The 21,045-nt window shown below is 63.7% G+C and carries 19 protein-coding genes; 15 read left to right on the top strand and 4 right to left on the bottom strand.

Translation table 11 applies throughout. The features are described 5' to 3' along the window. Positions 1-331 precede the first annotated feature (331 nt). The 13 genes from AC3CB8_RS25990 to AC3CB8_RS25930 all read left to right on the top strand — a co-directional run bounded on the left by AC3CB8_RS25990 (position 332) and on the right by AC3CB8_RS25930 (position 14,585). Positions 332-1,909, top strand: coding sequence for an HD domain-containing phosphohydrolase (locus AC3CB8_RS25990; RefSeq protein ID WP_352563507.1), 1,578 nt, complete (start codon positions 332-334; stop codon positions 1,907-1,909). A 91-nt stretch (positions 1,910-2,000) separates the two neighbouring features. Next, positions 2,001-2,273 (top strand): hypothetical protein, encoded by a 273-nt coding sequence (locus AC3CB8_RS25985; RefSeq protein ID WP_023781588.1) that lies wholly within the window; start codon positions 2,001-2,003, stop codon positions 2,271-2,273. A 69-nt stretch (positions 2,274-2,342) separates the two neighbouring features. Beyond that, positions 2,343-3,461: a substrate-binding protein gene (locus AC3CB8_RS25980; RefSeq protein WP_352563508.1), complete on the top strand. Its 1,119-nt coding sequence runs from the start codon at positions 2,343-2,345 to the stop codon at positions 3,459-3,461. A gap of 463 nt (positions 3,462-3,924) precedes the next feature. Next, complete coding sequence (locus tag AC3CB8_RS25975; RefSeq protein WP_488377355.1) at positions 3,925-4,953, top strand: LacI family DNA-binding transcriptional regulator; 1,029 nt, start codon at positions 3,925-3,927, stop codon at positions 4,951-4,953. A gap of 190 nt (positions 4,954-5,143) precedes the next feature. Beyond that, positions 5,144-6,157, top strand: coding sequence for an SIS domain-containing protein (locus AC3CB8_RS25970; protein ID WP_352563510.1), 1,014 nt, complete (start codon positions 5,144-5,146; stop codon positions 6,155-6,157). Between the two features lie 37 nt (positions 6,158-6,194). Beyond that, positions 6,195-7,517 carry an ABC transporter substrate-binding protein gene (locus tag AC3CB8_RS25965; protein WP_352595354.1) on the top strand — a complete coding sequence of 441 codons (1,323 nt, stop codon included), beginning with the start codon at positions 6,195-6,197 and terminating at the stop codon, positions 7,515-7,517. Positions 7,518-7,560: 43 nt separating this feature from the next. Next, positions 7,561-8,481, top strand: coding sequence for a carbohydrate ABC transporter permease (locus AC3CB8_RS25960; RefSeq protein WP_352563512.1), 921 nt, complete (start codon positions 7,561-7,563; stop codon positions 8,479-8,481). A gap of 5 nt (positions 8,482-8,486) precedes the next feature. Beyond that, the gene (locus AC3CB8_RS25955) at positions 8,487-9,338 is read left to right on the top strand and encodes a carbohydrate ABC transporter permease (RefSeq protein ID WP_352563655.1); all 852 of its coding nucleotides are present in this window, start codon (positions 8,487-8,489) and stop codon (positions 9,336-9,338) included. 19 nt (positions 9,339-9,357) lie between these two features. Continuing rightward, positions 9,358-10,212 (top strand): sugar phosphate isomerase/epimerase family protein, encoded by an 855-nt coding sequence (locus AC3CB8_RS25950; protein WP_023794394.1) that lies wholly within the window; start codon positions 9,358-9,360, stop codon positions 10,210-10,212. Further along, positions 10,209-11,075, top strand: coding sequence for a PfkB family carbohydrate kinase (locus AC3CB8_RS25945; protein WP_023773573.1), 867 nt, complete (start codon positions 10,209-10,211; stop codon positions 11,073-11,075). Before AC3CB8_RS25950 ends, AC3CB8_RS25945 begins: the two co-directional genes overlap by 4 nt. A 1-nt stretch (position 11,076) precedes the next feature. Then, complete coding sequence (locus AC3CB8_RS25940; protein WP_352726209.1) at positions 11,077-12,492, top strand: NAD(P)/FAD-dependent oxidoreductase; 1,416 nt, start codon at positions 11,077-11,079, stop codon at positions 12,490-12,492. Between the two features lie 176 nt (positions 12,493-12,668). Continuing rightward, a complete protein-coding gene (locus AC3CB8_RS25935; RefSeq protein ID WP_352595351.1) occupies positions 12,669-14,165 on the top strand; it encodes an aldehyde dehydrogenase family protein in 1,497 nt (498 codons plus the stop codon). Between the two features lie 144 nt (positions 14,166-14,309). Then, positions 14,310-14,585, top strand: coding sequence for a hypothetical protein (locus AC3CB8_RS25930; protein WP_352563515.1), 276 nt, complete (start codon positions 14,310-14,312; stop codon positions 14,583-14,585). A 143-nt stretch (positions 14,586-14,728) separates the two neighbouring features. Here the strand turns inward: AC3CB8_RS25930 and AC3CB8_RS25925 are convergent, their stop codons facing one another. Both AC3CB8_RS25925 and AC3CB8_RS25920 read right to left on the bottom strand, forming a co-directional pair. Next, positions 14,729-15,229 (bottom strand): peptide deformylase, encoded by a 501-nt coding sequence (locus AC3CB8_RS25925; protein WP_352563516.1) that lies wholly within the window; start codon positions 15,227-15,229, stop codon positions 14,729-14,731. 10 nt (positions 15,230-15,239) lie between these two features. Next, positions 15,240-16,322 carry a CaiB/BaiF CoA transferase family protein gene (locus AC3CB8_RS25920; RefSeq protein WP_352563517.1) on the bottom strand — a complete coding sequence of 361 codons (1,083 nt, stop codon included), beginning with the start codon at positions 16,320-16,322 and terminating at the stop codon, positions 15,240-15,242. A 126-nt stretch (positions 16,323-16,448) separates the two neighbouring features. Between AC3CB8_RS25920 and AC3CB8_RS25915 the strand changes: the two genes are divergently transcribed. Further along, positions 16,449-17,471, top strand: a complete 1,023-nt coding sequence (locus AC3CB8_RS25915; protein ID WP_352563518.1) for an LLM class flavin-dependent oxidoreductase — start codon at positions 16,449-16,451, stop codon at positions 17,469-17,471. Positions 17,472-17,520: 49 nt separating this feature from the next. Beyond that, the gene (locus tag AC3CB8_RS25910) at positions 17,521-18,168 is read left to right on the top strand and encodes a ThuA domain-containing protein (protein ID WP_023781602.1); all 648 of its coding nucleotides are present in this window, start codon (positions 17,521-17,523) and stop codon (positions 18,166-18,168) included. A 1-nt stretch (position 18,169) separates the two neighbouring features. Here AC3CB8_RS25910 and AC3CB8_RS25905 read toward each other — a convergent pair whose 3' ends face one another. Both AC3CB8_RS25905 and AC3CB8_RS25900 read right to left on the bottom strand, forming a co-directional pair. Next, positions 18,170-18,589 carry a VOC family protein gene (locus AC3CB8_RS25905; protein ID WP_023794409.1) on the bottom strand — a complete coding sequence of 140 codons (420 nt, stop codon included), beginning with the start codon at positions 18,587-18,589 and terminating at the stop codon, positions 18,170-18,172. A 74-nt stretch (positions 18,590-18,663) separates the two neighbouring features. Further along, positions 18,664-20,685 (bottom strand): amidase, encoded by a 2,022-nt coding sequence (locus AC3CB8_RS25900; RefSeq protein WP_023794411.1) that lies wholly within the window; start codon positions 20,683-20,685, stop codon positions 18,664-18,666. Positions 20,686-21,045: the final 360 nt, after the last annotated feature.

Raw genomic sequence — 21,045 nt, 5'->3', positions numbered from 1 at the left:
GACAGGAGCTCATGCACAAAGCCGGTTGAACCCGCCGGATCAGGAAAACCCACTGGGGCCGTGCACTATGAGTGCGAGCTTTCGATCGGGACCTGAAACGCGCGAATGGCATTATGGCCAGCGGCACATGAAAGGCCGCACCTACAGGTCGGATACATGGCCGCACCAACCACCAACTGCAAAAGCTCACAAATCCCTTGCCAACGGAGAGCCGTCCATACATGGCCCCAAACAGGACCCTCTGTTTCTTGCAGGATCTAAGCCCGCTTGAGATTTTCCCCTAGGTCTTGACGGCACACGGGGCTAGCATGGGCTGACTGGGAGGTGGGGGATGACAAACGTCTCGATCCGCCGGGCGGACTTCATGATGGTCCTCGCCTATGCGTCGGACCTTGCCACCGGCCATTCTCGCGACTTCGCGCTCAAGTCCTGCGTACTTGCAATGCGGATCGCCGATCTTGCGGGAGTTTCCGAGCAGGATCGGCGCAATGCCTACCACCAGTCGATGCTGCGCTATGTCGGCTGCAATGCGGACACCGACCTTCTGTCGGCCACCTTCGGCGACGAAATCGCGCTCCGCCAGGATCTTGTCGGTCTAGACATGGGCAATCGTGCGGAACTGGGGAGGGTCTTCGTGCAGGCCTTCAAGCGGTTCTACTATGACCTCGAGCCGGACGCGCAGGCGAGGGCGATCGAGACCGCGATGTCGCAGGCGCTCGCGGTGGCGCGCCCGGTGCTCACAGCTCATTGTGAGGTCGCGCAGCGGATAGGCGAGCGGCTCGGCCTGTCGGACGAGATCCGGCGCAATCTCGGTCAAATTTACGAACGTTGGGACGGCAAGGGCCTACCGCGTGGGCTGAGCGGCGAGGATGTACTGCCAGCCGTGCGCCTCATCACATTGGCGCAGGATGCTATCGCACTCTGCGATGCGGTCGGTATCGAAGGGATGGCCGAAGCCATCGCCAGCCGCGCTGACGGCCCATACGAAGCGGATCTGGCCCGACTCGTCTCGGACAACGCGCCGGCGCTGATGGAGGGCATCAGGGCGACGGTCGACCGCGAGACCATTTTGGCGCTAGAGCCCGATCCGCCGGTGATGCTGGACGAGGCAGCCTGCGACGAGGCGTTCCTGGCCATTGCCGACATGATCGATATGCGCATGCCCTTTACGCAAGGCCATTCGAGGATGGTGTCGGAACTGGCGGAGGGTGCAGGGAGACGTATCGGCTTGCCCGCCCCTGACGTCCGTGCGCTGCGCTGGTGCGGTTGCATCCATGACATTGGCGAACTCGTGGTGCCGGTGGCGACTTGGATGCGCAACGGTCCGCTGTCGGTCCGCGAGCGCGACGCGGCGCAGTTGCACGCCTATTACGGCGATCGCGCGCTGGCCTCGTTCGGCCGCGAGGGCGATGTTATGGCCGCGCTCGTGCTCCGCCATCACGAACGCCTGGATGGCTCGGGCTATCACCGCAAGGTTGGCGGCTCCGACCTGTCCCCGGCGGCACGGATCCTGGCTGCTGCCGAAGCCTTCCAGACCTCGCGAGAGGAACGTCCGCACCGCAAGGCGTTGTCCAGCGAGGCGGCGGCAACGCAGCTGAACGCCGCTGTTCGAGAGGGCTGTATCTGCGCCGCCGCCGCCGAGGCCGTGCTGTCCTTCGCGGGCCAGCCGTCGCGCCGGGCGTCGCCCCGGTCGCTGGCCGGAATGACGCCGCGTGAGATCGAGGTGCTGCGTTTGATCGCTGCCGGACTCACGGCGAAGGAGGCGGCACGCAAGCTCGATATCTCGCCCAAGACCGCGGATCACCATATCCAGAGCGTCTATTCCAAGATCGGCGTGACCACCCGCGCCGGAGCCACGCTCTATGCGGTCGAGCACGGCCTTATCCGACCGGGGGAAATGCAGGCATAGGGAATACACCCCATGTGCGCCTGCTCAGAGGCGCGCATCGTGATCCTGTCGACGGACCAATGGTAGCCGCGACCGACAGGAGGAAAACCAAATGCTTCTCGCAACGACCAAGGTGGCGGACGTCGACCGCTTCATCCGTATCTTTTCGACCAAGGGCGCCGACAAGCGCCGGTTGCACGGTTCGAACGGCGCAACCGTGTTTCGTGACCCCAGCGAGCCGGACCGCGTCTGGGCGATCTTCGACTGGGACGCCGAGGGCTGGAGGAATTTCGTGTCGGATCCCGAAGTGCCAGCGATTCTGCAGGAAGCCGGCCACGTCGGCAAGCCGCAGGCGGCACTGCTGCTCGGTCACTATGAGGCCTGACATGCGCTGCGCGCCGACTGCTGCCTGCAGCGGCGCGCCCCACGAAACCCCCAAGATCGGAGAAATGAAATGGATTTGAAACCCATCAAGATCGGCCTCATCGCCGAACTTACCGGCCCGTTGTCCTTCATGGGCATCGCCAACGCAAACCTGACGACCATGCTCGTCGACGACATCAATGCCAAAGGCGGCCTGCTGGGCCGGCCGGTGAAGCTCGTCGTCGAGGACGGCGAGACCAGCGAAAGTGTCGCCAAGGAAAGGACCGCGAAACTGATAGACATCGACAAAGTCGATTTGGTCGTCGGCGGCATCTACAGCTCGACCCGCCTGGCCATCAAGAGCGAAGCGGTCTCGCGCGGCAGGACGCTCTATATCTATACCGAGCAATATGAGGGGCAGGAAAACGATCCCCTGATCTTCTGCACCGGCCCCGTCCCGGCGCAGCAGGTCGAGCCATTGATCCCATGGCTGATGAAGAGCACCGGGGCGAAGAAATTCTACCTGCCATCCGCGGACTACATCTGGCCGCATTTGCTGAACAAGGCCGCGAGCCGGGTAGTGCGAGCCAATGGCGGCGAGATCGTCGGTGAGGAGTATTTTCCGCTCGACACCGTCGATTTCCAGCGAACAGTGCAGCACATCATGGCGAGTGGCGCCGAGGTGGTTTTCAACACCATCGTTCCGCCGGGCCTGACGCCGTTCCTAGACAAATTGCACAAGGCCGGTTTCGGCAAGCGCGGCGGCAAGATCATCTGCACCTACTTCGACGAGAACTTCTTCAACCTGGTGCCGTCGGAGCAGATCGAGGGCCTCTACAGCTGCCTCGACTATTATCAGGAGCTCGACGACCCATTTGGCCGAGCGCTCCTGTGTCGCTACCGGGACCGATTCCCCGGCAGCGCGATGTTGACGGCAGGCAGCGGATGCACCGGCCACTACCGGGCGATCAAGATGTGGGAAGCTGCGGTGAACGAAGCCGGCACGGTCGAGCGCGACGCGGTTATCCGGGCGCTCGATCACGCCAAGCTCAGCAGGGGGCCGGGTGGCCCGGCCGAAATGGTCCCTGGCCAGCACCACGTCCGCATGAACATGTATATCGCACAGGCACAAAGCGGTCGCTTCCGAATCGTAAAGAATTTGGGTCCGATCGATCCCAACGAGCGCGCGCTAAGCGACGAACCCAACTAAGCAACGTGAGGTAACTGGCGGCGTCGGTCACTGTTCTTCCGAGTGGCGGGGGCGCCTAGATAATGCCCTCGCCATCAACCGGGCCGATGGTGGTTGTACCAGCCACACCCACGCGAGCGACCGGCAAATCAAGACGCGCTATCCCCGCAACACCTGAAGTCGCTGACAGGCGACTATCAACTCTGTTGGCGCAAAGCAGCCCGCGATACGCTGGACGCATCGGTCCGCTTTCCAGTCTCGTCATCGCCAAAACGGACAGTCCGCAAACCGCTCCATTTTTCGCAAAGAGAGTCCTTGGCCAGCTCTGGCTAAATTGGTATTTCGAGTCAGCAATCACTCTCGTTCGTTGTTTTCGGGTTCAATCGCACACCCTCCGGCCCACCATTATTGTTATTTACCAATAGCGTACGGGCAAGTTCGCCCGCGGGTTCGCCAAGCGGGATATTACCGTCCCGGGAGCACAATGATCGTGACGCAGAAAGGGATCACCCTGAAAGACGTGGCCGCCGCGGCCAACGTTTCGCGCGCCACGGCGGCGCGGGCGCTCAACAGTTATGGTTACGTTGGCGACGGGACGGCGCTGCGCGTGCTGGAAGCCGCCGAGCGACTGGGCTATCGCGCCAACCTCGTGGCGCAGGCCCTGCGCAGCGGGCAGCTGCCGATCGTCGGCTTCATTCCCGGCGACATCCAGAACCCGTTCTTCGCGCGCATTGCCCATGATATCGAGGCGGAACTGCGTAGGCACCGCCACAATCTTCTGATCGCCAGCAGCGAAGAGAATGTCGACCAGGAAAAGGAACTGCTCGAAAGCATGCGTGCGCTCAGCATCCGTGGCTTCATTCTTGCGCCGACCTCGGCGACGGACAGCGAGCATATCGTGCAACTCGCCCGTGAGGGCACGCCGGTCGTGCTGATCGACCGTGTCGTCAAGGAAGTGGACTGCGACAGCGTCGTCGTCGACAATGAAGGCGGTGCGCGCGAGGCCGTGGACTACCTGGTTGCCAACGGCCACGAGCGCATCGGCCTGTTGCGGGACGAATTGCGCATCTTCACCGCGCAGGAACGCCTTGCCGGTTACCAGAATTCGCTTGCGGCGCATGGCATTGCCCTCGACCCGTCGCTGGTCAGCGTGTCACGCTCGACCGTGGAACATGCTGTCGACGCCACCATTCGACTGTTCAGCCGCCGCGATCGCCCAACCGCCTTGTTCACCGTGGACAGCCTTATGACCCAAGGCGCGTTGCTCGGCCTGCGCTCGATGGGATTGTCAATCCCGCATGATGTTTCGCTGGTCGGCTTCGACGATTTCAACCTCGCCACCTTCACCGATCCCCAGATCACCGTCATTGCACAGCCGACAGCCGAAATAGGGCCGCTTGCCGCCAAAATGCTGCTCGACCGCCTGGCCGGCAAGAAGCTGGCCCCGCGCCACACGCGCTTCCCGACCCGTCTCATCGTTCGCGGCTCGGTCTCGCGGCTGCACGGGCGCTGATCGCCCGATCCAAATAGGCTCTTCCGCGAATTCGTCCGACGAGGGACTTGCCAACCTCTGCAATGCGTGCGTTAAATATGTGAGATCGATCTCACAATCAGCCGGATCGATGATGGCCGTGGCGACCTACCGGCGGCGCACCTGCAACGAACGGACGCCCTGCCGCAGCGAAAATACGAGGAAGACCTGCATGCTCAACTTTGACAAAGACCGCTTCATCAAGATCCAGAGCGGAGCCGTCTCCTTCGCCGAGGAGGCGAGGGCGCTCCTGCACCGGCTGCTCGGCGAGGGCGTCGAGCGGCTCTATTTCATGGGGACCGGCGGCGTGCAGCTTCTGACCCTTCCGGCGATCGAGCTGGCCGAGCGCCGTACGAACTTTCCGGTGCGGGGAGAATATCCGGCGCAGGTCGTGCTTGATCCGCCGGCCGGGCTGGACCGGAAGTCGCTCGTGGTCATTCCCTCGCTGTCGGGCACGACCAGGGAAAGCGTGCAGCTGCTTTCCTTCATGAAGCAGAAAGGCGTGCGCACGCTCTCGCTCACCGGCCATTCCGACACGCCACTTGCCAGGGAAGCCGATTTCACCTTCACGAACTTCGCGGAGGACGACACCTCTTCGGAATCCTTTTATCTGCAGTCGCTGCTGATTGTGCTGGCACTGCTGGACGAGCGCGGCGAGTACGAGGACTTCGACGCCACGGTGGCCGAGCTCAAGAGACTGCCTGAACTGCTGGTTGGGGCAAAGGCGGCCTACGAAGACAGCGCGGCAAAACTCGCCGACACGATCAAGAACGAAACCTATCACATCTTCACCGGCGCCGGCTCCGTCTGGCCGCAAGCCTATTATTACGGCATGTGCATTCTGGAAGAGATGCAGTGGATCAGGACCAGACCGGTCCATGCCGCCGACTTCTTCCACGGCACGCTGGAGCTGGTCGAACCGGGTGTGAGCGTATTCCTCTTCAAGGGGGAAGATGCCAGCCGTCCGCTGGGTGATCGCGTCGAAAATTTCATCAAGCGATACACCGACAAGGTGCACGTTCTCGATGCCGCGTCGGTCGAACTGCCCGGTATCTCGCCTGCTGTCCGCAAGTTCATCTCGCCGATCGTGCTTGCGACGTTGCTGGAACGGGTAAGCGCACATCTGGAAGTGTTGCGCAATCACCCGCTGACGACGCGCCGCTACTACAAGCGCGTCGAATACTGATCACCTCACCTCATAAAAACGAAGAAGGGAACTGATCATGAAATATTCAACACAGGCGGCAATCGCCGCGCTGGCCGCGGCATCGGCACTGGGCCTGACAATGGGACAAGGTGTCGGCGCCGAGGCGGTCCAGGCCGATCCGAACGCGAAGGTCGATTACCAGGGAACGCTGTCGGTCCTGACGAAGTTCGGCGCGCAGCAGCTGGCGCCCTACTTCGTCGGCGTCGCCCAGGATTATGAGAAGCTTCATCCCGGCGTGAAAGTCGAACTCATCCAGGAAAGCGACGACAGCGTCAAGGACAAGACCAAAACGCTTGTCGCGTCGAACTCGCTCCCGGACATCTACTTTTCGTGGACCGGCAGCTGGGGTGGAAACTTCGTGCGCGGCCATCGCGCCGTCGACCTGACCCCGGTCATCGGACCCGATACCGAGTGGGGCAAGACACTGACACCGGCGGCCGTTCAGGCCTTCATGTACAACGGCGAATACTACGGCATTCCGCTCTATCTCGACGCAAAATTCATGGGCTACAACAAGCAGGCTTTCTCCAAGCTCGGCCTGAGCGCGCCCAAGACCTTCGAGGAGCTCCTGTCGTCCTGCGAGACGATCCGGAAATCGGGCATGACGCCGATCTCTTTCGGCAACAAGGAAGCCTGGCCGGCAATCCACTATGTGGGGCAGCTGCTCGCCTACGACGTCCCGCAGGCGGTACTCGAGAAGGATTTCGACCCGGGCACGGCGGAGTATAGCGACCCGGGCTATGTCGCCGCGCTCACCCAATACAAGCAGCTCATCGACAGTTGCACGGATGGCGGCGCCTCGGTGAACGGCACCTCATATTCGTCGGCCATTCAGACCTTCAGCAACACGAAATCGGCCATGTACTACCAGGAGATCATCGAGTTCGATCAGAGCGCGTCGGCGGATTCCGCTTTGAAAGTGTCCGATCTGGGCTTCTTCACCCTGCCTATGCCGAACGGCGCAAAGGGCGACGCGAAAGCGATCGAAGGCGCGCCGGAAGGCTACATGATCAGTTCCGCTTCCAGCAACATCCCGCTGGCGATCGACTTCATGAAATTCGTTACGTCCAAGCAGAATGGCCAAGTGCTCTCGGCTCCGCCCTACGGGCAGCCTAGCGCGACCATCGGCGGGGCGTCGGAAGCCAACATGAACCCTTCCGTCGTGGCCGGCCTCAAGGATATCGCCTCCGCCTCCTACCTGATGCCGTGGCTGGACACGGTGAACCCGCCGCGCGTGGCTTCAGCCTGGCTGTCCAGCCTCCAGGCCCTCACCGGCGGCTCGATGACGCCGGAACAGGTCATGGAGCAGGTCAAGCAGGCGGCCGCGGCATCGAAATAGGCCAATGGCGAATCCCGGTCTGGCCAGAATGGAAGGCGCTGCCTTGAGCAACGCCAGAGGCGAGCCGGCGGCGAAAACCGGCCGCCGGCTCCGCCACTGGGGCTCGCTCCGCTGGGTCGCCGTCGCCGTGATCCTGGTCGGCTGGTTCGTGTATTACCCGATCGTCGACAACTTTATCGTCAGCACCACCGACGAGGATATTTTTACAGGCGAGACCACGAATATCGGCCTCGCCAATTATGAGCGGCTGTTGCACGACCCGGTCGTCTGGGTGGCGTTGTGGAACAACACGCTCTACGCGTTGATCTCCATCATCTTCCAGGTCGGCGGCGCCTTCGTGCTGGCGGCGCTGATCGAGGGGCTGGGCAGCGAGCGGCAAAGGCGTTTCTGGCGGGCGCTTTATTTTATTCCTTCCGCGATCTCGATCACCGTGACCGGCCTGCTGTTCTATTTCATCTACCAGCCCGATATCGGGCTCTTGAACGCCGGGCTCAGGCGCATTGGTCTGGAACAACTCATCCAACCCTGGCTCGGCGGCGAGCACACGGCGATCTACGCGATCATCGCGATGAGCCAGTGGCAGGGCTTCGGCTATTCGACGCTCCTGTTCGCGATCGCGATCCAGAAGATTCCGCGCGATCTCTATGATGCCGCCGTAATGGACGGAGCCGGGCCGCTACGCAGGCTGTGGAGCGTGACGCTGCCGCTGACCCGCGAGATGACCGGCCTGATGATCATCGTCACCATCACCGGCGCGTTCCAGGTGTTCAACGAGGTCATGGTCATGACCGCCGGCGGGCCCAACAACCGCAGCCAGGTGCTTGGCACATGGCTTTACCAGCAGGGCTTCATCCAGAACAATTTCGGCTACGGCGCCGCGATCGCCGCCGTGATCTTCGCCGTGACCATGATCACCGGAGCGGCCCAGCTTTGGTACACCAGGCGCCGGAGGGTCGAGCTGTGACGGTGATGGCGGCCAGCGTGCGGACCGCGCGCCCGACCTTCGGGAGCGCTCTTGCGAAAGCCTTTCTGTACTCGTTCCTGATCTGTCTCGGCATCGTCGTGCTTTATCCGCTGGTCTGGATGGCGCTCAACGGCTTCAAGGACAATGGGCAGATCTTCGGCGACCCGTTCGCGCTGCCGTCGCGGTGGACCTGGGGCAATTATGTGCAGGCCTGGAACCGGGGCGTCCGCGACTATCTGGTCTCGAGCCTGCTGGTGACCGTCGCTTCAGCGATCTGCACGGTGCTGATCAGTGCCTGGACCGCCTACGGGCTGACGCGAACGCCAATGCCCGGCAAGCCGCTTGTCGTCGGCCTGGTCCTTGGCGGCCTCATGCTCAGTCCGACAGTGGCGCTGATTCCGCTGGTGCGGATGCTGCAGGCGATCGGCCTCTACAACACCTACTGGGCGCTGATCATCCTCTACACGGCGTTCCGGATTCCGTTCAGCACCTTCCTGATCCGCGCCTACATGCTTGGGCTGCCGAAGGATCTCGACGAGGCGGCCCGCGTCGACGGCGCCAGCGAGGGGCAGATCTTCTGGCGCATCATCCTGCCGCTGTCCCAGCCGATCATCATCTCCTGCATCATTCTCCACGTTCTGTTTGCCTGGAACGAGTATCTGTTCGCGATGGTCTTCACCAACGGATCGGCAGTTCAGACGCTGCCCGTCGGCCTCACCTCGCTGATGTCCAAGAACGGCACCAATTACGGCGTCGTCTTCGCCGCGATGACGATCTCGGCTCTGCCGATCGTCCTGCTTTTCTTCGCCGCACAGCGGTACTTCATCCGCGGCCTCTCCGAAGGCATCGGCAAATAAATCACCGGGAAGGACATCAATGCCGCAATTCAAGGTCGACCAGCTGATTGGGGCCAACTTCGCCTTCCAGCATTACGCGTTCGAGCGCGTTGCGGAGATCCTTCGCGGCTTCGGCTTCAAGGAGATCGAGCTTTGGGGCATCGCGCCGCATCTCGACCTGTTTCATGCGACCGACGAGCATGTTCGATCGGTTCGCGAGATACTTGCGCAGAACGGCCTGACGGTCTGGTGCTTCACGCCCGAGCAGGTGATCTATCCGATCAACATCGCGTCGGGCGACGGCGAATACCGCCGCGACAGCGTCAAGCGGTTCTGCCGCGCGGCGGACATATGCGCCGAACTGGGCGCCCGATATTTGTTCCTGACGTCCGGGCGTGGATATGAACACGACCCGCCGCGAGAGGCGTGGGCACGGTCGGCCCAGTCGCTTGCGGAGATCGCCGCCCATGCGTCCTCGCTCGGCGTGCGCTGCCTGCTCGAGCCGCTGCAACGCGTCGAAACCAACGTTGTCACCAACGCGGCGGGCCTGCGCGAAATGCTCGACCAGATCGGCGCCGACACCATGGACGTGGTCCTGGACACGGTCGGCATGGCCACGGCCGGCGATGCGGTGGCCGACTATGTCAGGCTGTTCGGGCCGCGCCTCGCGCATGTCCAGATCGTCGACGGGCTGCCTGCGGGGCATCTTGTCTGGGGCGACGGCAAGCTTCCGATCGGGCAATATCTCGACCACCTCGCCGCGTCGGGCTATCGGGGGAAACTGACCTTCGAGCCGTTCGGAAACGGCTCCTATGCGCTCGACCCGGTCGCGGCGTGGACACGCAATCTGAAGGCCATCGAGCCCCACCTGACGCGGGCGCCGACAGCAGCATGACCGGAAGAGCATCGCCCAATCTGGTCGCCGTCGGTGACAACTGCCTCGACGTCTATCTCAACAAGGACCTCCTGACCGTGGGCGGGAACGCCCTCAACGTTGCCGTTCAATGGCGCCGCGATGGCTGGAGCGCACGCTATTTCGGCGCCGTTGGCGATGATCCTGAAGGCGAGATAACGCTCCGCGAGATCGAGACCGCCGGGCTGTCCCGCAACGATGTCGAGATGATCTCCGGCGATACGGCGGTGACCTTGCTGCGCGACCAGTCGGGCGACCGTACTTTCCTGTTCGAATCCTTCGGCGTCGGCGAGAACTACATGCCCGCGCCGCGCGACTGGCAGGTCATATCGAAAGCCGACTGGGTGCATCTGGGCACCAACGCCAACAAGGATCTCGTGCGCCGCCTGGTTGGCGAGCGCGTGCCGTTCAGTCTCGACGTCTCGACCGCGCATCTGGCCTTGCCGCTGGAGGGCGTGCCTCTGGTCTTCGCGTCCGGTCCAGACGAGCCGAGCGTGCCGGTCGAGCCCCTGATGGCCGCGCTGCGGTCGGCCGGGGCGCGCCAGGTCGTGCTCACCTGCGGCAGCCGCGGCGCCTATTTCCGCGACAGCCAAGGCGTTCGCCATGCCGAGGCGTCGCCGACCTCCGTCGTGGACACGTGTGGTGCGGGAGACAGCTTTATCGCCACCTTCATCACCGCGTTCTGCCTCGCGGGTCTCGACGCCGACGATGCCATGCGAAAAGCCTCCCTCGATGCCAGCAGAACCTGCACGCATCTCGGCGGCTTCCCGCAGGAACCGCGCCCTATCCCGGACTGGCTGCCGCTGAAATACGCCGACGTGATCAATCGCGAGACGAGGGTCTGACATGGCCACATTACGGATGAGACAGCCGGCGGTCGCGGCGACAGCCGATCGGTCGTTCTGGCTGCAGGACATCGCCGCGTCTCCGGCGACGCAACCCTTGGTCGGCGGCGAGCAGGTCGACGTGGTGATCGTCGGCGGCGGCTATACCGGGCTGTGGACGGCGTTGCGGATCCGCGATCTGGCTCCCGAAACCCGGGTCACGGTGCTCGAGGCCGATCAGTGCGGCTCCGGCGCTTCGGGGCGCAATGGTGGACAGGTGCATTCCTGGTTCGCCGAGCTCGATCAGATCAGCGCCGTCGTCGGCGAGGAGGAGGGGCGGGCACTTTGCGCCGATAGCGTCGATGCCATCGCAGAGTTGGAGAAACTTCAGCGCGACGGCACGATCGATATGGATCTTCGTCTCGACGGCTGGCTATGGACGGCCAGTTCCACTGCCCAGGAGGGAGCCTGGAACCGCGCGGTCGCGATGACCGAGGCAGCCGGGGCCAACCGCTTTCGGCAACTGACCGGCGAGGAGATCAAGCAGCGCACCGGGTCTTCCGCATCCTATGCCGGCGTTGTCGAGCCGAATGCCGGAACCGTGCATCCAGCCAAGCTGGCCACAGGCCTGCGCGACCTGGCGATCGCTCGCGGCGTGGCCGTCCATGAGCGCAGTCCCGTCACCGAAATCGTGCCCGGCAGGACCTGCCTGGTCCGGACCGCCCAGGGCGAGGTGCGGGCCGAAAAGGTCGTGCTGGCGGCCAATGCCTGGCTGTCGGCGCTGCCAGAACTGCGACGGCATCTCTATGTGGTCGCGAGCCAGGTGGTCGCGACCGCGGAAATCCCTGACTTGCTCGACAGGATCGGCTGGCGCGACGGAGCCTCCATCTGCGACTCGCAGCGCCAGGTCCTCTATTACCAGCGCACCCCGAAAGGCCGGGTGGTCTTCGGCCGCGGCAGCGGCAACATCGCCTATGCGGGCAATTTCGGCCAAAGCTTCAACCGCAGCCCCGAACACGGACGGGACAATATCCGCGAACTCGGCCGCGTCTACCCCGAACTGCGAGGGGTGCCGATCGACTATGACTGGGCGGGCCCGATCGACTGCGTGCCGGAGCATGTCCCCGTCTTCGATCACTTGAAGGGGCATCCCAACATTGTCTTTGGCATGGGCTACAACGGGACCGGCATTGCCCAGACCCCAATCGGCGGCCGCGTCCTCGCCAGCCTTGTTCTGGAACGGAAGGATCGCTGGAGCGGCAGTGGACTGGTGGGGCTCGATCGGCGCAAGACGATGCCGCCGGAACCGTTCCGCTATCTCGGCGCCAAGCTCGTGCGCGCCGCGATCGCGCGCCGGAACGACGTCGAGATCCGCAACGGGAGGCCCGGCGCGCTGACGCGATTCCTGTCGGAACGCACGCCGGGCGGCGGGGGCTAGGCATCTTTGAACCCGTACGGTTTGCTGTGTCAGCGGACGCGGACCTGTTGTTGCGCCTTTCTGGTGAACACGGGCGCCGACGCTAGCAGTCCGATTATCCGAACGCCCTTCAGCTTTCCTTGTTGAGGTCGCCCGCGCCGGGAGTAATAGTCACGGGGATTCGCAAGGAGGAAGGGATGGCGGTGAATTTCGACCCGAGGGCGAAGGCCGCATCGCTCTACCATGGCGAATTCCGGCCGATGTTCATTGGCGGCAAGTGGGTCGCCGCGCGGTCCGGCGAGGTGATGCAGGCGCTGAACCCGGCGACCGGCGAGGTGCTGGCGACGGTGCCGCGTGGCGGAGCCGCCGATGTCGATGCAGCGGTCGCGGCAGCGCGCACGGCTTTCGAAGGGCCCTGGTCGAAATTCTCGCCCTATGAGCGGCAATGCGTGCTGCTCAGGATCGCCGACCTGTTCGAGACACATTGGGAAGAGCTCAGCGTTTCCGACACGCTCGACATGGGACTGCCGATCACGCGTACGCTGGCCAATCGGCGCCGCGTCATCGGCATGCTGCGCTTCTATGCCGGCATGGCGACGGCGCTGCATGGCGAGGCGATCGACAATTCGATCCCCGGCGAGATCGTCACCTTCACAAGGCGCGAACCGGTTGGCGTCGTTGGCGCGATCATTCCCTGGAATGCGCCGACCGCGGCTTCGATCTGGAAGATCGCGCCGGCGCTCGCCACGGGCTGCACCATCGTGCTGAAACCGTCCGAGGAGGCATCGCTGACGCCACTGCTGATCGCCGGGCTGATGCAGGAAGCCGGCGTGCCCGACGGCGTCGTCAACATCGTCACGGGAACCGGGGCCGAAGCGGGCGCGCGGCTCGCCGAACATCCCACCGTCAACAAGATCGTCTTCACCGGCTCGACGCTGACAGGTCAAGCGATCGCGCGGGCTGCCGTCACCAACCTCAAACGCGTCTCGCTTGAGCTCGGCGGCAAGTCCCCGATCATTGTCTGCCGTGACGCCGACATCGACAAGGCCGTCCCAATCGCGGCGATGGCGGTGTTCGTGCATTCGGGCCAAATCTGCATCGCCGGCTCGCGCCTGTTCGTGGCGCGTGAGATCCATAACGAATTCGTGCGCCGGTTGGCGGAGTTCGCCGGAAAACTGCGCATCGGCCACGGCATCGAGGCGGAGACCGAAATCGGGCCGCTCATCAATGCCAGGCAGGCCGGCAAGGTGGAAGGCTACATCAAGGCCGGCAGCGACGAAGGCGCCCAACTGGTCGCCGGAGGCGCGCGGCTGACAGGCGAACTCTATGATGGCGGCAACTTCATCGCGCCGACCGTTTTCGGCGCTGTGTCGGACACCATGACCATCGCGCGGGAGGAGATTTTCGGACCCGTTATTTCGGCGATGCCGTTCGACACGCTGGACGAGGCCGTGGCGCGCGCCAACGCGACGCCTTACGGACTTGCGGCCGGCGTCTTCACCACCCACCTCGGCACCGCGCACAAGCTAGCCCGCCGCATCAAGGCCGGCTCGGTCTGGGTCAACATGTACCATGCCATCGATCCGGCCGTGCCTTTCGGCGGGATGAAGATGTCCGGCCATGGTCGCGAGGGCGGCATCGAGCATCTGCACGAGTATCTGGAGACCAAATCCGTCTGGATCCAGACGGACTGAGGGCGTGGCGATATTCAGGTGAGGGCGCCTGCGGTCCGAGATCGTCGCCGGCACATCGGCCGGAGCAAGGCCCTTGTTCAGGAACTTTTCGTCATCTGGCGGTTTTCGATGTAAGATCGACTCTCGAACAGAAGGGTGTTTGCGATGACGACGAAACGGTTGGCGATCTGCGCTCTTGCTTTCGCGATAGGCTTCGGCATGTCCTCCTCGGCATTCGCGGGGGCCAAGCACCGTCATCACCAGGAAGAACAGGAGCGCTACGTTCCCGCCAATGACGATCTCATCGACTTCCTCTTCGGCGGCCCGCGCTACTACGACCAGCAGTTGTTCACAACGGCCGCCGGAGCCTGCTCCTACCACCGGACTGGTCCGGACGGTTTTGCGATAAACAAGATCAACGATCACCACTGCGGAAAATGACCGGCAGACGTTTCGTCCGCGATCAGGTCAGCACGTTGCGAACGTGACACGGTCCGCCGGCGCGGCCACGCGCCCGGCGCAACGTCGCAATCCGCCCAAGACCGTTGCCAGTCCAATGCCGTTCGTCCACGCTTGCGTGGTGTCTACGAGGTTCGCATCAGCTTACTATAGCGCTTGATCAGCCGGTCGCGCTTGAGGCGGGTCAGCCTGTGTGTCCAGAACAGCCCCTCGAGTTGATCGATCTCATGCTGATGGCAAACCGACAGCAGGCCCTCGGCGTCCTCGAACCGCTCATTGCCGTCCAGATCCTGATAGCGAACGCGGATACGGGCGTGCCGCTCGATGTCCTCGGTTACACCGGGCATCGAAACGCTGCCTTCCTCATGACGGACCATTTCGGTCGAGGCCTGGATAACGGACGGATTTACATAGATTCCCGGTTTAGCCGCGGAAGGGAGCTGGATGACGACCAGGCGTTTCAAGATGCCGATATGCGGGGCGGTGATACCGATTCCGGGAGCCGCGCGCATGGTGTCGACAAGGTCGCTGGCCAACGCCTGCAGATCGCCGTCGAACAGCTCCACGGGTTCGGCTACGGCGCGAAGGAGGGGATTGGGGAATTTTACGATCGACCGAACCGCCATGGACCTCGTCTCAACTCGGCAAGCCTGCACGGATTTCGGCATCATGTTCGCCGCGCATCGGGCTTTTGGCCGGTGTCTTTTGTTCCCATCCGGAAAAGCGCGGCGCGGCCGCCGCCTGCAGGACGCCGTCCACCGTCAGCCACGACCTGCGCGCGGCCATGTGCGGATGCAGTGCCGCTTCTTGCGGACTGAGCACCGGGGAGACGCAGGCGTCGGAGCCTTCGAACAGCGTCGCCCATTCGTCGCGCGGTTTTGCGGCAAAGATCGTCGCTAGCCGATTACTGAGCTTCTGCCAGAGATCGCGATCGAATTGCCTGGCGAATAGCGGATCGGCGGTCAAGCCGAGCCTGTCTAGGAAGAGTGCGTAGAATTTAGGCTCGACGCACTGGACGCTGATAAAGCCGCCATCCGATGTCCGGTAGACACGGCACCAATGCGGTCCGTCGAGAAGGCTTTGGCCGCGTTCGGCGGCCAGTGCGCCGGATTGTGCGAGCGACATCAGCAGGTTCATCATATGGGCGGAGCCGTCGACGATCGCCGCGTCGACCACGCTGCCTTCACCGCTCGCTCGCGCGTTCATGATGCCGGCCAGCATGCCGATCACCAGATAGAGCGCGCCGCCGCCTATGTCGCCGACCAGCGTCGGTGGCGCCATGGGCGGCTCTCCCGGCAAGGAGGCGTACCAGAGCGCGCCGGACAGGCCGATATAATTCATGTCGTGGCCAGCGGCGCCGGCCAGCGGTCCGTGCTGGCCCCAGCCGGTCATGCGGCCGTAGACCAGGCGCGGGTTGGCCGCGAGGCAGGCCTCCGGGCTGAGCCCGAGACGCTCCATGACGCCGGGCCGAAACCCCTCGATCAACCCGTCGGCGGTGGCGACGAGGCGCATCAGCACGGCCACGTCGTCTGTATTCTTCAGGTCGAGCGCGATCGAGCGCTTGCCGCGATCGAGCAGCGAGCGCTGGGGCGCGCCCGGGACGGCCGCCTGCTTGCGGTGGACGACAATGACATCGGCGCCGAGATCGGCGAAAAGCATGCCAGCGAAGGGCGCCGGTCCCAGCGCCTCGATCTCGACGATGCGGGTTCCCCTGAGCATCCCATCCTCCACGGCGGTCGACCCTCTGGTGCTTTGAAGTTGCGAACTTGGCATCGAGAGGGCGACGGTGTGTAACCCTGTTCTTTCGCCATTGAAGCATGTGCCGCCCGCATATACTTCAGGACCATGAAAAAAATTGGTTTCCTGTCATTCGGGCACTGGTCGCCCTCGTCGCAATCGCAGGTGCGTTCGGCAAACGACGCGCTGCTGCAATCGATCGATCTCGCCGTCGCCGCCGAGCAGCTCGGCGCGGACGGGGCCTATTTCCGCGTGCATCACTTCGCCCGCCAGCTCGCCTCGCCATTCCCGTTGCTGGCGGCCGTCGGCGCCAAGACCAGCCGCATCGAGATCGGCACGGCCGTCATCGACATGCGCTACGAGAATCCGCTCTACATGGCCGAGGATGCGGGTGCGGCCGACATCATCGCTGGCGGCCGGCTGCAGCTCGGCATCAGCCGCGGCTCGCCCGAGCAGGTGATCGATGGCTGGCGCTATTTCGGCTATGTGCCGCAGGAAGGCAAAAGCGATGCCGACATGGCGCGGCACCACGCCGAGGTGTTCCTCGATACGTTGCGCGGCGAAGGCTTCGCCCAGCCCAATCCACGGCCGATGTTCCCCAACCCACCCGGCTTGCTCAGGCTCGAGCCGCATTCGGAGGGCTTGCGCGAGCGCATCTGGTGGGGGGCGGCGACCAACGCCACCTCTGAATGGGCGGCGAAGCTCGGCATGAATCTGCAGAGCTCGACGTTGAAATTCGACGAGAGCGGCAAGCCGTTCCATGTCCAGCAGGCCGAGCAGATCCGCATCTATCGCGAAGCCTGGAAGGCGGCCGGGCACAAGCGCGAGCCGCGCGTGTCCGTCAGCCGCAGCATCTTCGCGCTGGTCGACGACCGCGACCGCGCTTATTTCGGGCGCGGCAATGAGAGCCGCGACCAGATCGGCTTCATCGAGGAAAATACCAGGGCGATCTTCGGCCGCAGCTACGCCGCCGAGCCGGACGTGCTGATCAAGGAATTGGCGCAGGACGAGGCGATCGCCGAGGCCGACACGCTTTTGCTCACGGTTCCCAACCAGCTCGGCGTCGACTACAACGCCCATGTCATCGAGGCGATCCTCACCCATGTCGCGCCGGCGCTCGGCTGGCGCTGACCCGTGCGGCGAGCGGTCGTCGGTCTAGTGGATCGAGGGAGGTTGCCGCATGTCCAGGAAAGCCCTGATTGCCTGGGGAGGCTGGGAAGGCCACACGCCAGAGCGCAGTGCTAATGTCATTCGCGACATGCTGAAGCGCAACGGCTTCGCGGTCACGCTCGGCGAGGGGACAGTGATGTTCGCCGATCCGAACCTTGCTTCATTCGATCTCATCGTGCCTGTCATCACCATGTCGACGATCGAAAAGGCCGAGCTGAACAACCTGACGCAGGCGGTTCGCCTGGGAAGCGGGCTCGGCGGCTTTCACGGCACGATGGGCGACAGTTTTCGGGCGGAGCCCGACTACCAGTTCATGACCGGCGGGCAGTGGGTCGCGCATCCCGGCAACATCATCGACTACCATGTCGTCATCACCCGGCCGGACGATCCGGTCACGAAAGGCATCAGCGATTTCGCCTACCGGTCGGAGCAATATTACATGCATGTCGACCCAGGCAACGAGGTGCTGGCGACCACCACCTTCACTGACGCGCATTTTCCCGGGATCGACGGCGTCGTCATGCCGGTCGTCTGGAAGCGCCGCTATGGCGCGGGCAAGGTTTTTTACAGTTCCCTTGGCCATACGGCGGATGAGTTCGCGGTGCCGGAAATGGCGCTAATCATGGAGCGCGGTTTGCTGTGGGCCGCGCGCGACTAGCCTACCAGTCCGCGACGCGATCGCCGCCCGTGAATTGCGCGCTTTTGCCGGTGTATTCGAACAGTTCGATCTTCACCCCGTTGGGGTCGCGCAGCCAGGCCTGATAGGTGTCGTCGCAGGCGTGTTTTTTGGCGGTGATACCCACGCCCATGGACGTGATGTGCGCGATCGCGGCGTCGATGTTCTCGACCTCGAGGCAGAAATGGTTGATCTGGTCCGTCTCGCTGAACCGGGCTCCATCCTTCTGGAAGACCTCGACATGGCTGCGGCCGCCGCAATTGAGGTAGAAACCGAAAACCGCGCCATCGCGCAGGAAATTGAACTGGATGTCCATGCCAAGGACATCGCGGTAGAAGCGCCGTGTTTCTTCCAGGTCGTTGGCGAAGATGCAGACATGGGCGAGTTGCTTGACTTTGATCATGGCTGGATTCCGTGGTCTGGTCGGTTGCGTTTGTCGCTGGGCGCGCATGGTGAGGCGGCCCGTACAGCGCATGATCATCCAATCCCACCGGCAACCGCATAGGCGCCCGCGGTGCGCCCATCCTGAAGCCGCAAGACAGCAGTCACGATCGAACCATACGGGCCGCGCCAGACGCTGTGCAGGCGCCGATGCTCGGCGGCAGGGACGAGCGCGCGCCCAGTGAACCGCGTGCCGCTTCGCCGCATGTCAACGGGCTCCCCGTTGACATGGACCTTGATGCTGGCCGTTTCAGTTATCTCGCCAACCATTTCGATCGTGATGGCGATCTCATGCTGGTCGCCTTCATCGCGCGTCTCCGCCGCAAGCTTGATGGTTGGCGCCGGCGTCTTGCCGTTGCCGGCTTGGCTGGGGCGATCCGGAAAGACATCATCGGGCAATTCAGGCGTGCGCGGCGGCCGGGCGCGGCGCTGCGTGGCGCACTCGAAATCGCCGGCCATGCGCAGCAGCCTTTCATCGTCATGGGCCTTGCCGGCGAAGGTGAGGCCGACCGGCATGCCGATGTCGGCCATTGTGCCCATGGGCACGGTGACGGTCGGGATGCCGAAATGGCGCCACACCAGATTGCCGTTGGCGACCCAGGTGCCGTTACGCCAGGCCAGATCGGCTGACGCCTCGTTGACGTCGGCGTCGGCCGGGCCGACATCGGCGGCGGCCGGCAGCACCACGGCATCGAGGCCTTGTGCGTCCAGCCAGTCCTCGAAGTCGATGCGCCTTGTTGCTTCAAGTCCCTTGATTCCGTCTGCGATCGTCGGGATGTCGGCCAAGGGCGCGACGCCGAGCTTTGCCCGCTCGACATACTCCGCCAGATCGAAGCCGCCTTCATAGCGGTCGGGCAGCGTGCCCGGCGGCCGCGGAAAGATTTTTGAGCCGTCGACCGAGGCGAGATCGGGCAGAGCAGGGTCGGCGTTGGCGCGCAGGAAATCGTCCCAGCCCCAGATGCAGAGATCCCAGATTTCGCGGTCGGCGAAGTCCTGCGGCACCAGGCCGCGCTCGACCATGGTCCGCGCCCCTGGGCGGTCGCGCTCATAGTTGGAGACGACGGGAAAGTCGACCTCGACCACTTCGGCGCCGAGCCGCCGCAGATCCGCGGCCGCCTGTTTCCAGAGGGCAAGTACCGAGGCGCGGGTTTCGATCGGGCGATCTATTTCTGCGTCGCGGCCGATATACATTCTGGGTACGCCGAGCCGCTTGCCTTTCAGCGACCCCGCAAGCGTCAGGTCGGTATAACGTCGTGGCCGCCTCCCGGAGCTTTTCGGCAGCGCCACCCAAGGCTGGGCGCGCCAGAAATCGCCTCGCGTTTCCGGATCGTCGGCGACGATGACGTCGAGCAGTTCCAGCATGTCGGGCACGCTGCGCGTGTGCGGCACCACTACATCCATGGTCGGCACCAAGGGCCAGTTGCCGCGCACGGAAATGACGCCGCGCGAGGGCGTGTAGGCGACCAGCGCGTTGTTGGTGGCCGGCGCACGGCCAGACGACCAGGTTTCCTCGCCGAGCCCGAAGGCGCAGAAGCTGGCCGCCGTCGCGGTGCCTGAGCCATTGGAGGAGCCCGACGCGAAGGCGGCGGTCAGATAGTCGCCATTGTAGGGGCTTTCGGCGCGGCCATAGACACCGCGCTGCATGCCGCCATTGGCCATGGGCGGCATGTTGGTGAGGCCGATCAGCACCGCGCCGCCGGCGCGCAGCCGGGCGATTGTGAAGGCGTCCTCATTGGCGACGAGATGCTCGAAGGCGGGCGAGCCGGCGGCCACCGTCAGGCCCTTGACCTTGTAGCTGTCCTTGGCGGTGTAGGGGATGCCGTCGAGCGGGCCGAGCGTCTTTCCTTGCCGCCGCCGCTCGTCGGAAGCGGCGGCATCCTCGAACATTTCAGGGTTGAGCACGGGTACGGCGTTCAGCGCAATGCCGTGCCGGTCGAAATACGCGATCCGCCTGACATAGGCCGCGACCAGTTCGACGCTGGTGACGGCGCCGTTGTCGAGCGCTTGGCGCAATTGGTCGATCGACGCTTCGACGAGGTGAAGGCTGGTCTCGGTCATCATGGCCCCAGTGTCTGTACGGCATGGATGAGCGAGGCCGCCGGCTTCGGCAAGAGCCAATTGGAACTCTTTCGCGCGTCCCCGAAAAAATCGATTTTTTATGCAACCTGCGGTCGACGCGTGCGTTCCTGCGTTCCCTGGAGAAGGTTGAGTGGGCGGCTGCCGATCATACGAACATCTACGAGACGCCTTGCAAGGGTGAATGAACGCTCTCATAAGTTGCGGCAAGACATACAGGTGACAGCTTTGTGTAGGACAGGCAGGTTGGGCCGCCGTGCTGCCACCGGGGGCAATCGCAAGATGTGATGCGAAGCGCACGTTGGTTGCCTACGTCAGGAATGCGCCGGTGGGTTCAACCGG

This window comes from Mesorhizobium sp. P160927, assembly GCF_057766385.1.
The sequence above is the reverse complement of the archived record's forward strand: the minus strand, read 5'-3'. Positions and strand labels throughout refer to the sequence as shown.